This window comes from Paenibacillus sp. PAMC21692 (assembly GCF_014303795.1).
Taxonomy (GTDB): Bacteria; Bacillota; Bacilli; order Paenibacillales; family Paenibacillaceae; genus Pristimantibacillus; species Pristimantibacillus agaridevorans.
In genome coordinates this window covers 7,228,709-7,245,162 of the sequence record NZ_CP060293.1, presented here as the reverse complement: position 1 = coordinate 7,245,162, position 16,454 = coordinate 7,228,709, and the positions used below count along the sequence as shown (strand labels likewise).

The 16,454-nt window shown below is 49.6% G+C and carries 9 protein-coding genes; 7 read left to right on the top strand and 2 right to left on the bottom strand.

All coding sequences use genetic code 11. The features are described from left to right. Positions 1-3: 3 nt before the first annotated feature. From H7F31_RS29050 to H7F31_RS29020, 7 genes are all read left to right on the top strand, one after another. Complete coding sequence (locus H7F31_RS29050; protein ID WP_187101656.1) at positions 4-603, top strand: Uma2 family endonuclease; 600 nt, start codon at positions 4-6, stop codon at positions 601-603. Positions 604-858: 255 nt separating this feature from the next. Beyond that, positions 859-1,914 (top strand): LacI family DNA-binding transcriptional regulator, encoded by a 1,056-nt coding sequence (locus H7F31_RS29045; protein WP_187101655.1) that lies wholly within the window; start codon positions 859-861, stop codon positions 1,912-1,914. Continuing rightward, complete coding sequence (locus H7F31_RS29040; protein WP_187101654.1) at positions 1,911-4,304, top strand: family 78 glycoside hydrolase catalytic domain; 2,394 nt, start codon at positions 1,911-1,913, stop codon at positions 4,302-4,304. Before H7F31_RS29045 ends, H7F31_RS29040 begins: the two co-directional genes overlap by 4 nt. Before the next feature lie 77 nt (positions 4,305-4,381). Then, entirely contained in the window at positions 4,382-5,746 is a 1,365-nt protein-coding gene (locus H7F31_RS29035) for an ABC transporter substrate-binding protein (protein WP_187101653.1), read from the top strand. Between the two features lie 124 nt (positions 5,747-5,870). Then, positions 5,871-6,755 carry a carbohydrate ABC transporter permease gene (locus H7F31_RS29030; RefSeq protein ID WP_187101652.1) on the top strand — a complete coding sequence of 295 codons (885 nt, stop codon included), beginning with the start codon at positions 5,871-5,873 and terminating at the stop codon, positions 6,753-6,755. Further along, a complete protein-coding gene (locus tag H7F31_RS29025; RefSeq protein WP_087565829.1) occupies positions 6,752-7,585 on the top strand; it encodes a carbohydrate ABC transporter permease in 834 nt (277 codons plus the stop codon). The genes H7F31_RS29030 and H7F31_RS29025 overlap by 4 nt, the downstream gene beginning before the upstream one ends. A gap of 33 nt (positions 7,586-7,618) precedes the next feature. Next, complete coding sequence (locus H7F31_RS29020; protein WP_187101651.1) at positions 7,619-13,462, top strand: S-layer homology domain-containing protein; 5,844 nt, start codon at positions 7,619-7,621, stop codon at positions 13,460-13,462. A 138-nt stretch (positions 13,463-13,600) separates the two neighbouring features. Here H7F31_RS29020 and H7F31_RS29015 read toward each other — a convergent pair whose 3' ends face one another. Together H7F31_RS29015 and H7F31_RS29010 are read right to left on the bottom strand one after the other, a co-directional pair. Next, positions 13,601-14,485, bottom strand: a complete 885-nt coding sequence (locus H7F31_RS29015) for a hypothetical protein (protein WP_187101650.1) — start codon at positions 14,483-14,485, stop codon at positions 13,601-13,603. Further along, positions 14,482-16,422 carry an EAL domain-containing protein gene (locus H7F31_RS29010; protein WP_187101649.1) on the bottom strand — a complete coding sequence of 647 codons (1,941 nt, stop codon included), beginning with the start codon at positions 16,420-16,422 and terminating at the stop codon, positions 14,482-14,484. Before H7F31_RS29010 ends, H7F31_RS29015 begins: the two co-directional genes overlap by 4 nt. Positions 16,423-16,454 lie beyond the last annotated feature (32 nt).

Genomic DNA, 16,454 nt, shown 5'->3' with positions numbered 1-16,454 from the left:
GTTATGGACCGTAATCCGAAACAAAAAACGGCCGATAAAGTGCTGGAACCTCCGGTCACTTATGAAATGTATGCCGAATGGCCGGATGACGGGCAGCGTTATGAGATTGTTGACGGGATTATGGAGTTGATGTCGCCGGGCCCCTCGACGACGCATCAAGCTGTTAGCGGAGAATTAGAGTTTATCTTTAAGCAAAGCTGCAGAAAGGATTATCTAGTGTTTCATGCGCCAATCGATGTTATTCTGAGCGAAACGACGGTCGTCCAGCCGGATATTCTCATGATTCATCGCAGCCGCGGGCATGTTGTAACGAAGAGAGGGATTGAAGGACCGCCGGATTTGGTCATCGAGATTTTGTCGCCCAGCTCTCATAAGCGAGACAAGCTCGTTAAGCGTAAGGCTTATGCCGTGCATGGAGTTGCGGAATATTGGATCGTCGACATCGAAGCTCGTACGCTGGAGCAGCACCATTTGCTCGAAGACGGACGATATGAGCTTATGAATCTATTCGAAGGGAAGGATACCGTTGTATCGGATAAGATTCCGTGCGTCGGTTTTGTAATGGAGGATATATTTCGGGAAATTGCGGACTGGAATAGATAGATGGGATCAATCTCGGCCGTGACATTGTACTCGAAAATGGGTTGAAATTGCATAGCTTGCAAGGAGCTCGGGGACATAATTCCGAGTTTTTTGCGTTTTTAGAAAAAAAGGAGGAGATACGGTAGTCAAAAGTCAGAATATATTATGGACTGCACGAAGATATACGAAGATATTGCCATCTTTCAAAACCTGTGCTAAGATAGCACTAACGAAATGGTAGCGCAACCATTCTGTTGTGGAAGGGGAGCTTGTAATTTGGTTACGTTAAAGGATGTGGCGAAGCTGGCCGGCGTTGCTCCGATAACGGTGTCCAGGGTGATTAACGAACCACATACCGTCAAGGAGCAAACAAGAAGCAAGGTGCAGCAGGCTATTGAACAATTAGGGTATAGTCCGAATCAGCTCGCTCGCGGTCTTGCGACCAACCAAAGCAATATGATAGGCGTAGTAGTCTCCAATATTGCCAATCCATACTATGCAGATTACATACTGGGGATTGAGACGAAAGCGAAGCAGTTCGGCAAAAGTGTTGTTATCTGTAATGGCCTGGATTATGTCGGAGCCAAGAGCAATCTGGAATTGTTATTGATGCAGAGAGTGGATGGAATTATTTTCACCTCGTTCGAATTTGATTCCATTCGAATGCAGGAACGTTTTATTGAAGAGCTGGAACAGCTGCACTTTCGGAAAAATCATACGGTGCCGGTGGTGCTGTTTAATCCGTCCCCAGCCCATACCTCCTTGCCGGTGATTCAGACGGATAATTATTTGGACGGTTTGATCGCGATGAGGCATCTGTTGGAATTGGGACATGCACGAATAGGTCATCTGTCGCTAAACCGCGATGCGAGCGTCTGGATGGATCGCTTTCGTGCATACAAGGATTCTTTGTTGGCCAGAGGGCTGCCGCTCAGGAGTGAGTATATCCGGTTGATTGAGAAGGAAAGAGTAAAAGAGGCAGAACAGGGAGCATATCAACTGCTGCAGGTAGAAGAGAGGCCTACGGCGATTTTTGCGGCGAATGACATTTTGGCCGTGGGAGTGCTGCAGGCCGCGCACAGACTGGGGATTCGCGTTCCTGACGAGTTGTCCATTATCGGCGTCGACGGAATTGAACTGGCGCAGTACAGCTATCCGAGTCTGACGTCTGTGGTGCATCCGCGATATTCGCTGGGTGAGCAGTCGGTAGATCTACTTGTTCAAATTATGAACGCCCAGGAAGACCTGCCCAGTCTCATCGTAAAATCGCAATTGCAAGTCCGCGAAAGTACAAGCGCTCTACGGGGCAGAGGAGAGGAAAAGAAGAGTTGAACCATAAACCGGAAGAATGGAAGGCACAATGGATCTGGAGCGAGTCCGAGGATGTCCGGGAAAGGTCTGAAGAACACGAGATTGTTTATTTTCGCCGTTGCTTCGAGGTGGCCGAACCGGCTGCCTCCAGGCTGGTCGTTCACGTATCGGCCGACAGCCGATATCGGTTGTATCTGAATGGTCAATCAGTTAGTGTGGGCCCTTGCAAGGGGGACCGATTCACTCGCTATTACGAAACGGTGGATATTACGGATAAGCTTGTCGAAGGGATGAATGTGCTGGCTGCCAAAGTCGTTCATTACCGCCCATGCGAGCCTTTCCGTCTTGGAATCGGTGGACCGGCATCCGTGTGGCGTTCGGGGCAAGGCGTTTTCTTGCTGGAAGGAAATTTGATCGCGATAAATGGTAGCGCAACCATTAATTTATCGACAGATAATCGTTGGGAATGTTTGAGAGACGCGGCTACCCGCTTCGTAGCGGGAGGGCAGGATACGCTTTATGTCGGAGGCACAGAGCAAACTGACGGTCGTCTGCTGCCGTTCGGCTGGCTAAAAATGCGGGATAAAGCCCAGGGCTGGCGACCGGCGGTAATGGTGTCGGAAATTATGGATGTGCTGTATGGGCAACTGACGCCATGGCCGCTTGAGGCTCGTGCCATTCCACCATTGTATGAGATTGAAAACGGTTACGCAGGTGTGAAGCGAATTCTTCCTTCGAACGCGTTGCCTGATTTCTACCTTCTTGATGGAGACTCAAACGGAAGCGGATGGCTGGTACGAGCCGGTGAGACGTTGGAAGTCGAATTGGATGCGGGGGGGCTGACTACCGGATATCCCTATCTGGACCTAACCGGCGGGAGAGGAACAACGGTAGAGATTTTGTATTCGGAATGTTATGAGAGGGAAGCGGAATCGACGATCCGGCGCAATAAGGATATACGGGACGATCCTGAAGGAAGATGCCTTTACGGCGAGGTCGATCGTTATATCGTTGCGGGACTAGGGGAGACCGGCAAGGAGAACTACGAGAGATACGAGCCGTTTGAATTTCGCACCTTTCGTTATGTCAGATTGACGGTACGGGCCGGAGAGGAAGATATTCGCCTTCACCGCTTCAATTATCGTGAAACCGGATATCCGCTTGAGGTGAAGGCGTCCTTCGCCAGCTCGGACCCGACGTTATTGCTTTTGTGGGAAATTAGTATCAATACTTTGCGGCGTTGCATGCACGAAACGTACGAGGACTGCCCCTATTATGAGCAGCTTCAATACATTATGGATACTCGTCTTCAGGTGCTTTTTACCTATCAGATATCGGCGGACGATCGGCTGGCGCGCAAAGCCATACTCGATTTTCACAGTTCACTTATGCCGAATGGGATGATTCAGAGCCGTTATCCATCGGTATACCCTCAAGTTATTCCAGGATTCTCGATCTATTGGATCATGATGGTGGCTGATCATTATCGATATTTCGGGGATGCCGAGCTGGTCCGCCGTTACTTGCCGACGATCGACGCGGTGCTTCACTGGTTTGCCCAGCATGTAGAAGCGTGTGGTCTGATGGGGGCAATGCCTCGATCTGTATGGTCTTTTGTTGATTGGGTGGAGGAATGGCGCGAAGGCCGAGGTGTGCCGACGGCAAATGAGTACGGTCCGCTGACCGCCTACAGCTTATTTTATGTATTGGCGCTTCAGACAGCTGCTGAGTTGAATGAGGTTTGCGGCAGGCACTCCACCGCTGAGGAATATATGAATCGCGCCGCAGCGGTACAAGAGGCCGTACGGAGCAATTGTTGGTCCGCTGAGCGGAGGTTGTTTGCCGACGGGCCGACCGTGCAGCTGTATTCGCAGCATTGTCAAATTTTTGCCGTACTAACCCGGACGGTGCCGGATGGGCAAGCGGGTGAATTGCTGAGCCATATGCTGGAGCAGCGGGATTTGCCGACCGTTTCGTATGCGATGTCCTTTTATTTGTTCCGTGCGTTGGAGAAAGCCGGCCTGTATGACAAGAGCTATCGATTATGGGATACCTGGCGAGATCTTGCGGCGATGAATTTAACGTCTTGGGTAGAGGACCCTGTATCGCAACGCAGCGATTGCCATGGCTGGGGCTCTGTACCGCTGTATGAGTTTACCGCTTGCGTGCTAGGGGTGAGTCCCATGGAGCCCGGCAGCCGGGGGATTCTCATAAGGCCGGATACGTCTTACCTGGAATGGGCCGAAGGAGCAGTGGCGACAGCCGATGGTGTCGTGCACGTGTCATGGCGGCGTCGGGAGGACGGGACAATTGCTTGCCAGATCGATTGTCCGGAACAAATTCCGGCAAGATTGGAGCTGCCGGATGGTCGGGTTGTCGAACTGGCTCGGGGCGGTCGCGCTTCAATATAGCGTGATAGACTGCGTTTTCACATGATTTTTGATGCCAAGGCATTAAAAATAAATTGTTATCTAAGGGGAGAATGACAATGAAAAAAGAAATGGGAACGAAATCGTTACCGATGCTGCTGAAAGGCCTGCTGTTGATAGGCCTGCTGCTGGCGGCGGCTTGCGGCAATAACGCGAGCAATGAAGGAAAGCAGTCGAATGCCGGGCCTGGTTCCACAAACTCTGCGTCTAATGCAACTCCGGAGGCGGTAAAGGATCCCGTCAATCTGAAGTTTCTGTATATCTGGCCAGAATATGAAGCGATTATGAATGAAACAATTCGTCTCTTCGAAGAGAAAAACCCACATATCCAGGTCGAGCCGGAAATTGTGCCCTGGGACAAGGCAATCGAGGTTATGCAGACCAAGGTAGCTGCAAATCAGGCGCCGGACGTGTCTTTTGGCTGGACGCATTGGATGGCTCCATTCGTCAACGAGGTGGACGCCGCAATGCCGTTGGATGATTACTTGCAGCAAGATCCGGCCTGGGAGCAGTCTTTTATTCGCAGCGACCTGCTCGATATAAGCGTCGTGAACGCGGATAAACCATTTGTGTCCAATATTCCGTTTAAGTTATCCTTCCAGGTTGTTATCTACAATAAAAAGATGTTTAGCGACCACCAGCTAGAAGTTCCGCAAACGCGGGAGCAAATGGAGCAAACCATGGAAAAGCTGGCTGCAAACGGCATCATTCCCCTTGCAGCCAGCGGCAAAGACGGACAAATCGATATGCTTAAGGATTCCTTCGCGGGTATGAATTTTGTCAAGAACGGCACAGCGCAAGGCGCATGGCTGGCAGGCGAAGAAAGCTATGAATCTCCGGAATATATCGAAGCAATGGAGCTCGCCAAGCAATGGTTCTCTAAAGGATATTTCGGCAAAGACGCCTTCGCGGTAGGCAACGACGAAATTGCCAATCTTCTGTTGACTAAACGCGCAGCGATGATTCTCGGCAATAACAACCAAATCCCTACGCTGCAAGAGCAGATCGACGACGAGCTTGGCGCTTTCTTGTTCCCGGCTGCCGAAGGCTTGAAAATTCAGGCGCCGTTAACGGCAGATGGATTCTTCGTATTGAAATCGACGCAATATCCGGATGAAGCGGTTGAGTTCCTTAAGCATCTCACCAGCGAAGAAGTCCAGAAGCTGTGGGCATCCCAAAGCAAATCCATGCCTGTGCTTCAAAACTTGAATACAGGTGATGAAACGCTGGATGGTCTGATTGATCAAATTGCGGCAAGCGCAACCGATTATCCCGTGCAGAAGCTCACCTATAATCCGGCGGAGCTATCGAAGCAATTGCAGGCGGCTTTCGCAGAATATTTGCTGAACGCCAATGCGGATGTGACCGCTTCGGCGAAGAAGATGGAAGCGGATCACCGAAAAGCTATTGAGAGCAGCCAATAGCCGTCAGCCCTTGGGTTGGGCGAGATAGGTCGGAATATTTCAGGCTGCAAGGCCGACTAGCGGTATGGGGAGCCGGCAATCTTGGAGAGATTGCCGGTTCGCCCATAAAGGAGTGGAGACATACATGATAGCGCGCAAATATACGCTCGCATACTTATTTCTATTGCCGGCAGTCGCACTGCTGGCTGCCTTTTACATTTATCCCGTTCTGACAAGCGTTGTACGCAGCTTTACGGATTGGAATGGGTTTGATGCCGGATTTCTTTGGGTTGGCTGGGGCAACTATAAAAATGTGTTTGGCGATCATCATTTTTGGGCGGCAACGGGACGCACATTGCGGTTTGCTTTTGTGACGACCATTGTGCAGACTATACTCGGCTTTTTGCTGGCATTTTTCATCTATACGCTCGTATCCGATCGGTGGCGAAAACTGATGCGCGTCGCCGTTTATATTCCCGTCATTTTGCCTGGAGCGGTCGTTAGCCTCCTTTGGAGCAATCTGTTATCCCCCAATTTCGGTCTGGTGAATGAAGTGCTGAGAGCAATTGGGCTTGAGACGTGGGCAAGAGGATGGCTGGGAAGCACCGAGACCGCGATGAATACGCTTATGATCGTAAATACATGGAAGTTCATCGGCATGACCATTACGTTTTATATTGTTGCGATGCTGGCGATTCCGAAAGATCTTATAGAGAGTGCCAAGATGGACGGAGCAGGAAGCGGCACACTTCTCTGGCACATATTCCGGCCTCTGCTAAAAGGGATTACGGAAGTTAATTTTATTCTATCGCTGATAGGCGGCTTGAAAGCGTTTGACCTTATCTACATGATGACAGGAGGAGGTCCGGGGGACAGCACCACTGTGCTCGGGATCATGATCTATCGACGCGCGTTTCTTTCCTTCCGGTTCGGCGAAGCGATTACGATGGGAATAATCCTGTTCATTGTTATTTTGACGCTAACCTTGATTAGCCGCAGGCTAATAGCCGCAAGGGAGGACGAGCAATGACAAACAACAGATTATTCGGAACGCTTCGTATGCTGCCGTTATGCGGACTTTTCCTTATCATCGTTTACCCTTTGTTCTACATGGTGTTTAATTCCTTGAGGACAACCCGTGAAATCATGATGCAGCCGTCCGGGCTGTGGTCGTCGTCGGGGCCGCAATGGTCGAATTATGCGGAGGCTTTTGTGATCGGCAAAGTATCGGTGTATTTTGCCAACAGTGCATTCGTGACGATAAGTTCGCTTGTCCTTACGCTTGCGGTCGTAACCTTGGCGGCGTATTCTCTCGGCAAGTGGAAACCGCCGGGCCACTCGGTGCTCTTTGTCGGATTTCTGGCCACTCTGATGATAACCGGAGAGATGACAACCATTCCGATTTTTCTGATGCTGCGCGATTTGGACCTGCTCAATTCGCATCCCGGACTTATCCTTGCTTATGTTGGGGGAGGGATCGGCATGGCCATCTATTTGATACGCAATTTTGTACTGTCGCTGCCCAAGGAGCTGGACGAAGCGGCCCGAATTGACGGGGCGGGCTACATGAGGGTGTTCTGGTCTATTGATCTGCCGCTGATTGTGCCTGTGCTTGCAGTCGTTGCCATTATGAGCTTCGTGGGAGTTTGGAGTGAATTTTTCTGGGCTTTGATTACAATTACGGATGACAAATTGAAGACGCTGCCGCTAGGACTGTTGAATTTTCAATCGCAATACAACACCAATTATGGCGTGCTTCTGGCGGGACTTACAATCGTAACTTTACCATCTTTGCTTGTCTACTTGTTCTTCTCCCGTTATTTTATTGAAGGAATGACAGCGGGAGCGGTTAAGGGGTAAAGCGCAAATATACAATATTGGGGTGAATCGTGTATGAGATTTAAGCAACTAACTGCAAGCTTTCTGGCAGCGCTGATCGTTACGGTCGGCTTGCTGCCGCCTTTGGCGGGCGAGACGGCCGGAGCGGCAGCGGAGGAAAACGATTATGATGCGGTAGAGAATGCGTCGGTTGAGAGTATCGACGGTATTCCAACCCTGCATATTAACAATCAACCGCAGCCGCTAGTCGGCTGGTTTCAATGGGATTGGTATCCCGGAATGACGCAATCCGCCGACTATGCGGGTATTCGGATCTATCAGCCGCGACATACGACCGGCTATCCGACGCTTGAAGTGTGGTTGCCGCACATGCAGGAGATTGCCGAACAGGACCCCAACGCCTACTTCCTGCCCGTGATCTGGATGGGATCCAATACCCCGTTCGGCTTTGACGACAAAAACAGTTCGGATGTGCATACCGACACAGGGGCTTCCTGGGGAGCGATATCCTACGGCTCGGATGAATGGCAGAATCGGGCGGAGCTGCTGCTGCGGGAGCAAATTCGCAGGTATGAGGCAAGTCCTGTCGGCGATCGCATTTTGGGGTACATGTTAAGCGCGGGCAGTACAGCAGAGTGGTTCTATGTGGATACCTGGGCCAATCGGGATTTTGATCGCAGCGTTAGCAATACGGCGAAGTTCCGGCAATGGCTGCAAGAGAGGTACAATCATGATGTCGCCAAGCTAAGAGAAGCGTGGAACGATGCGTATGTCACGTTTGAAAGCGCTGACATTCCATCGAAGGCTTCCGGTGATCCGTTCCTAAATCCAGGGTCACAGAGCGACCTGATTGATTATGCCGTCTACCACAACGAGATTGTGTCCGAGCGGATGACTTACTTGTCCCATGTTGTGAAGGAAGAAGTGGAAGGCCAGAAGCTCGCTGCCGTATACGGCGGCTACACGATGGCATTCGGACAATACGGACCGTTGTCGGGCATGCTGGATTTTGAGACTTTACTTCGTAACGATGATATTGATCTGCTGTATTCGCCGCTGGACTATACGCACAGGGATCTGGATGACGGCTTCACAAGTGTCCACGGAGCGATGGACTCGGCTCGCTTGTACGGCAAGCTATACGTGGGCGAAGACGACTATGCGACGCATATGGGGACCGATACCCATGGCGCTCCGCCATTGGCCAACGACATTGAGGGATCGCTTGCTCTCTTGTGGCGCAATTTTGGATTTACGCTGTCCAAAAACTACGGCATTCACTGGTATGACGACGCCGGGTATGGCGGGTTTCATAACGCGCGAATGATGAACAACATTCGACTGATGAATCAGCTAGCAGAAGCAGCCGTTGATCTACCGAGGCAGTCAACAACCGAAATCGCGCTGGTCCTGGACGAGTTCTCCCAGTTGATTCAATCTGCCGGGGGTTCGCCGGTCAATGAACGGGTAAGGCTCATTCGGGAGGAGTTGTCCGCCGTTGGAGCGCCTTACGATATCGTGCTGCTATCCGATGTGTTAGCCGGCAAAATCGATCCGTACAAGCTGTATATTATGGCTAATGCTTATGCCTGGGATAACGAACGACTTGCGCAGCTGGAGAATTGGGATAAAACGGGCAAGACGCTCGTCTGGCTGTATGCGGCAGGATACTGGAAGCGGGATGCAGATGGAGTGGACAGTCGTTCCGCAGGGCATATGGCATCGGTAACCGGTGTGCCGAGCGTGGAGATCGGGACGCAGAGCTTCGAGATTCTGCCTGCTGGAGGCAGCACGTCGCCGCTGCTGGCGGGAATAGACGCATCCGATCCCATCGGCGGATCAGCGCCGGCTATACCGCTGTATGCGTCAGTTGGATACGAAGCGGCGGGGTATCAATTATTGGGACAGACAGGCTCACATGCTACCGCTGTATATAAAGAGCATGCAGGCGGAGCGGAAGTATGGATCGGCTCACCCTCTATTTCATCGGAGCAACTGTATCGCAATTTGGCTGATCTAGCCGGCGTTCATTTGTATTCGAGAAGCGGCAAGCAGGTGAATGCCAACGAATCCTTTGTATTCGTCACATTGCCGAAGGCCGGCACAGAAACGATTCGGTTCCCGGATGCATCGCCTCGCTACGATATTATAGCTGGCGAGTTTATATTTCCCGATTCGGAAGGTGATGTCGAGCTGTCAACGGATAGCGCGGCTACCTTCGCTTTCTTCAAGGGCAACCCTGCCGATCTGAAGCTGAACAGACAGGGAGAATATGCTACCGATCTGGACCGGCTTGTGCTCCGTCTGGAGGGCGAAACACTGAAGGAGCAGCAACTGGAAAGCCTGTCAGACCGTCAGTTTGAAACAATTGTGGGCTCGGATATCTCCTTTGCACTGACCGGGATTACATCGGAGGGCTATTATTTCTACGAGGATGAGATTGAAGCAGCTCCGCTCTGGAGCAGCAGTAACGAAAATGTCGCCATTGTCGATTCGGAAGGGCGAGTATCGGCGCTTGCGGAAGGGCAGACGGTTATAACGGCTACCTCAAGCGGAGTTGTCGCAAGCGCGTTGTTGACGATCAGCGCGCCTTTGGAGGAGTCTCTCATGCAGCGTATGCCGACGGCTTTCTGGAGCACCTGGTCGATGGCCAACGGCTGGCATCCGTTCACCTTCGGAGCAGGTAACGAATATGGCATAGGCGAACAATTGGATACGGCTACAGCCGAAAACGGAGAGAACTATACTCAAGTTTTCCGCTATGCGCCGCTGCAGAACGGAGAACAGATCAGCGGATCGCTGGACTCCCTGCAGGTGCCCAATAAAACAAAGGTAAAGGCGATTGCAACCTTCCGATACCCGCAAGGAGCGACGCAGGGCGTATACAATTCCGTTATTATGGAGGGATATACGGAAGGCGGCGGCAGCAATATATTCGTGGTACAGAAGGATTTGCCCGTGACGGGAAAGGGAACCTCCGTGGAGGTGGATTTATCCGCTTATGCGGGTCAGAAAATCAGGATCGACCTGAATGTGCGTCACAAAGGCGCAACCTCTTGGGAGGATGCGGAAGTGCTGCTGACGGACTATAAATTCGTGTATGAAGATGAGACGCCGGTCAATTCCGTCACGCATCTGGAATTCGATAAGGTTAACACAACGGTGAAACCGGGAACGAGCGGTCATCTGCAGATCAACGAGGTGTATAGCGACGGTTCTCGCGGCGTATGGCTCCAGGAAGAGAATGCCCATTTCTACAATGGTCGGCCGGATATCGTCCAAGTGGACAATACGGGTCAATTCCTGGCGCTCAAGGAAGGGACAGCTCAAATAACGCTGGTAACTGATCATACGTTAACCAGAGGATATGTGCATGTAAGCGATGATGGTTATGTGTATGAGGACTTGCTGGACGTGTATGAAGAGGAAGGAAGCTGGACGGCGGAACCGACCTATGCGGGCTTCCCATTCGGCAGCTGGACAGAATACGGCGGCGCCTCGAGGCCGGAGAGCGTGGTCATGGAGGATGGCAACAGCTATGAACATCCCATTGTGCTCGCGGGAAGCGATAGCGGCACCGGCATTAACGGCCGGATCAGCCTGGAGGTACCGGATCAACCGTCTGTCTATTTGACAGGAAAGTTCGGATTTGTGGGCGAGTCCGGAGCCGTGCAGCGTCAAGCGAAGTTTTTTATGCGATCATGGGATACGAGCATTACCGGCAGCAATCCCTTCTATCAAGAATATACAGTAGCCGATGATGGTGCACTGTCTACGTTTGAGATTGATATTTCGGCTTTTGCAGGCGAGACGTTGGAGACAACGGATATCTATCTGTGGAAAGAAAACGGCGAAGGATCGTCGCTGGAGATCGCTCTTACAGAGCTGGCCTTCCGAATGCTGCCGCCTGATGTCGGCAAACCCGTGGCGCTCATCGCCGATCGTCCGCATCTGGTACTGCCTGTAAACGGCCAAGATACGCTTACGGTCACCGAATTAAACAGTCAAGGACACTTGCGGCAACCTGCAGAAACGGTAACTTGGTCCACCAATCACAACGATACGGTAACGGTCGGCAGCGATGGTGTCATCGCTGCGCTGCAGCCAGGAGTTGCAGTTGTGCAAGCTGATATGGGCCCGATGCGCACCTTTGTTGTGGTGGAGGTACGACCAGAGGGAATGTCTTCGGGGCAATCGGCCGATCCCTATCGCTGGACAAGTGTGCAGCGGCTGCCGCAATTCTCGCTAATGGAGGCGGATATTCCCTATTTCTACATCGGCCCGCATCGTCGGGAGGCCGTTATGACTCCGCCTGTTGTGACGACGGTATCAGAGCCAACCGGAACCGTTGGCCAAGCGAATGTGACAATTGAAGGAACGGCAATGAACGGAGCTTTGGTGCAAGTATGGCAGGACTCCAACGGCAACGGTTCGGTGGACAGCTGGGATAAGCTGGCCGCAACGAAACACTTGACTGATGGCAGCGAATTCGTGATTGAGGTGCCGTTGGATCAGGAGGGAGTTTACCGCTTCCTGCTGACCGGGGCTAACGAATGGGGAGAACGAAGCAAGGAAACGGTTGTGCGTGAGATTCAATATGTCCTGCCTGCCGGGCAATCGTACTTTCGCGAGACGGAGCCTGAACGGGTAAAGCTACTATTGAACGGGCGCACCGCCGATCTGGGCCGAGAGAAGCGCGATCAATCGTCGAATGGTTTTTCCGTAACTTACTTGTTGGACTATGACAAGCTATTGTCGAGCCTAGTGGGGGATGGAGGGCCGATAATTGAAATTGCGCTGGATCTGGATACCTCCGAAGCTGTGCTGGAGTTGGATGGAAAGTCGCTAAAATTGCTGGGTAACCGCAAAGCTTTTATTACACTGCAAACATCGAGCGCTTACTACACGCTGAATGCGGCGCAACTGCAGGAACAATTCCTAAGCGGAGCGGAGGCGGACGGCGACGGGTTGTTGCTGCGAGTTGTTATTTCTGAAGTGGCAGAATCCGAGAGAAGTCAGGTGGCGAAGTCCCTCAAGCGGAATGGACTGGAATTGATCGGTTCGCCGATTCGCTTCGAGTTGATGCTGGGACAGGAAGGGCGAATGGACCCTGTTGATACTTTTGATTTTTACGTGGAGAGAGGAATCAAACTTCCGTCAGAAGCGGAGAAGAGATTCGATAAGGCGGCGGCATTTGTTGTCGATGAACAAGGCGAAGTACGTCCGGTCCCTGCCATCCTTGACACGACGGATGACCACAATTTCGTTCAAATTCGCAGCCTGACTAATAGCCTATATACTCTGGCGATTTCGGATATTGCCTTTCTCGATATGAAGGGTCATTGGGGACAAGAGGCGGTCGAGGATATGGCTAGACGGTTAGTCGTCTCCGGTTACGCGGACGGTCAGTTCAAGCCCGATGCAGCAGTGACAAGAGCTGAACTGTCTGTTATGCTGGCTCGCGGCTTGGGCTTGAAGCCAATAGAGGGAGATAGTGTATTTAACGATGTCGATGCTACGGCTTGGTATGCGGGCTGGCTGGAAGCTGCTTGGAAAAGCGGGTTGATAGCCGGATATGACGATGGAAATTTCCGTCCCGACAATCCGGTTAATCGCGAGGAAGCGATGGTCATTGCCAGCCGAGCTATGATTCTGGCCGATGATAAGAAGATTACCGCTGTCCCGAGCGATATGGCGGTCCTTGAACGTTTCACGGACGCCAAACTAGTGTCGGGCTGGGCCGTCCCGGCAGCTGCCAACAATGTCAACTGGGGATTGTTTGCCGGAAGGGCGAAGCATATGCTGGCGCCCAAGGACAGCATCACGCGTGCGGAGGCGGCGGTTGTGATTCGGCGTTTGCTATCGAAGGCCGGCCTCATCGAGACAATCGACCAATGAAAGCAACGAAGGATTGGCGATTAATTTCCTCGGAAGGGGCTGTCTTTTAAGTCCCGAAAATAAAAAAGTTGGGCGGAATCTTTCCGTCCAACTTTTTGTTCTCTTGCAGAAAGTAATGAGCACGGCTCACGTATCTTACTACTTGAGCAATTCCTTCAAAGTATCATAATAATGATAGGAAAAGCTTAATTTGGGATACTTGAAGCGTTCGTCCAGACTGGCCCAAGACTTTTGGAGCTCATCAAGGCCGGCGTTATAATAGGTGTTGATATCTTCGAGTTTATGTTTTCCTGGCTGTTGCAGCTCGGCGATATTGACGATCGGTTTGCCATGCTTTTTGGAAAATTGAACTTCGTTCTCGATTTGAGAATATTCGTCTGTACGATCATAATTCATGACGGCAATCCCATCGCCCGCCAAAGAAATCAAGCGATCCAGTTCATACAGAGAATATCTGTCGTAGAAATTAGGAATTGTAACAATCATAATTAAATCCTTATCCTTTGCCACCTGATAAGCTGCTTCCAAACCATCAATAAATGTTTCTATTATTTTTACTTTTCCCTTTTTGTCAGCTGCATCCCATTCCTCCAAAAGATAAGGCTCTACATCGATAACAAGACCTTTTAATCTAGCTTTTTTGTCTACTTTTTGATTGAGCAGCTCTACTTTCATGATTTCTTCTTTTAGAGATGCTCCGTCTGCTTCCAAACCCCATCTGGCTTCTCCAGTCAGGTAAAATACATCAATCGTATGTTCATTCATTTGTAAAAGAAAAGATTCTGCTTCTTGTGATGCAAGTAATTCTTTGGAAAATGATTGATAGATGGCTCCAATATCCATCCGATCAAGAATGGATAGCAATGCAGGGCGCTCTTCGGCTAATACGACTTCATCTGACCAAGAAAAGATACTATGCTTGCTGTGTGTTTCAGCTGACTTTTGCGCAACACGATTAACAATCAGGATAATTCCTATAACCAGGATCAGTGTCAATCCAGTATAATAAATTAGCTTTTTCATATCTGCATTCCTCGCATAAGCTTATCCAGCTCAGAATAAGGCATAGGCTGATAGAAAAGGTAACCTTGCACATAATCACAATCTATTTGTTTAAGCAATTGCAGCTGTGCATCCGTCTCTACCCCTTGACAAGCAACCTCTACGCCAATGCCATGACACATTTCCACTATACTGCCCATGATGGATTGTATTTTTGGATGTTCAATATCTTTGATCATTTCCTTATCCAGCTTTAAGATGTCAATAGCAAAGTTTTTTAGTTCCATAATGGAGGAATAGCCACCTCCAAAATGATCGAGGGCTACTGTAAAGCCATAGGATTTTAATTCTGATACTTTGCTTATAATCTCAGGCATATTTTCTGCGGAAATCGTATCGGAAATTTCAATTTGCAAGCAGCTTGCAGGGACTTGTTGTTCTGCGGCAATCTCTTTTAAGGTTGTACAGAAGTCAGGTTGATAGATACTATAACGTGAGAAATTACAGGAAACGTAGATCAGCTCCTGCCCGTCCTTAACTCTTTGACCCAGCAATTGACATACATTGCGAAACAATGCGATATCCGCTTTGCCAAGCAGCCCATTCTTTTCGAGGATGGGGATAAATTGATCCGGGAACAACAGACCTCTTTTTTTATTTTGCCAACGTGATAAGGCTTCAAATCCTACAATCTCCATTTGGTCCAAATCGAGCATTGGTTGAAAGTATGGAATAAACTCATTGTTATCAAGACCTGTAATCGCTTCTTGATCCAATTCTTTAACCAAATGGATCGATTTGAAGATCGCCTTATCATAAAAGACATAGCTAAGGTTATTGCTCTGTGCATATTCCCGAGCTTGTATAGCATGATTGATGGCCAGGTTTAATTCTTTATCGTAAATCGCCAAACCATATATGCCAGACCTAAGCGTTGTCGCATCATCCTTCGTTTTTTGCTTTAATAAGCTCTCGATGTCCAAATATAGCGGTCCCAGTCTTTTCGTTAATTGTTGCTGGGAGAGATATTGCATCACTATTATAAAACTGTCTTCCGATACATTGGCAAACATCTCGTGTTCGCTAAGATGCGACTGTATGATTTGTGAGATATGCGTGAGGGTAAGGTCTCGTTCTACATAACCATGCACTTCGCTGATCGAAGAGATATTGTCGATTTTTAAATTTACAACACTGTAACTGACACGATTATCATCCGTAATAAATGCATCATAGTCTTTAAAAAGTTTAATGTGATTGCCGTAGCCCGTTATTGGATCCGTTTGAAGCACGTGGATCCAACGCTTTTTATACTTGAGAACGATAAAGATCATAACGATTACAAGAACAGCGGAAACAAACAATAAGGCCAGGATGATGATATCCGTTCTTTTATGTGCAGTCTCGAGCTCCTTAGGTATTTTCGACCACAGGAGCTGTTCTTTTTGTTCGCTCGTAATGGATTGCAAGGCGTCAGTTATACGGGATATCATTACTGGATCCGCTATTGGTGTAAAAGCAATATAAATATCGTCTGCACCTTGCCCTTTGGGGATGGAGAAATATTTCTCACTGAGCGTTAAGTTATAGTTGTCGATTTGCTCCTGGTTAAAGGCAAAGGCGGATACCATATCTACTTGAAGATTTTCAATCAAATTATTTTGTTCGACATTTTCATCCATATAGATGAATTGAATGCCTGTTTTTTTCGATATGATTTCGAGCAGCTCAGGCGCAATACCTTTAAAGGTTTGATCTTTTTTATCAAAGTACTCCATGGGATAGTGATCCGGATTACCTGCTACGTAAACGACCGCTTCCGTATTTGATGCGGCCTGATTTCCTTCTATTACAGATGCGCTGTTCGTATTTGCGTCTACAGTTACTGGACTACCACCCAATAAGAGCAACAATGTTAATAATATTATCGATGAATGCTTCCCTAACATTTTTGTCATCATCAGTTCCTCAATTCAATACGATCCAATTT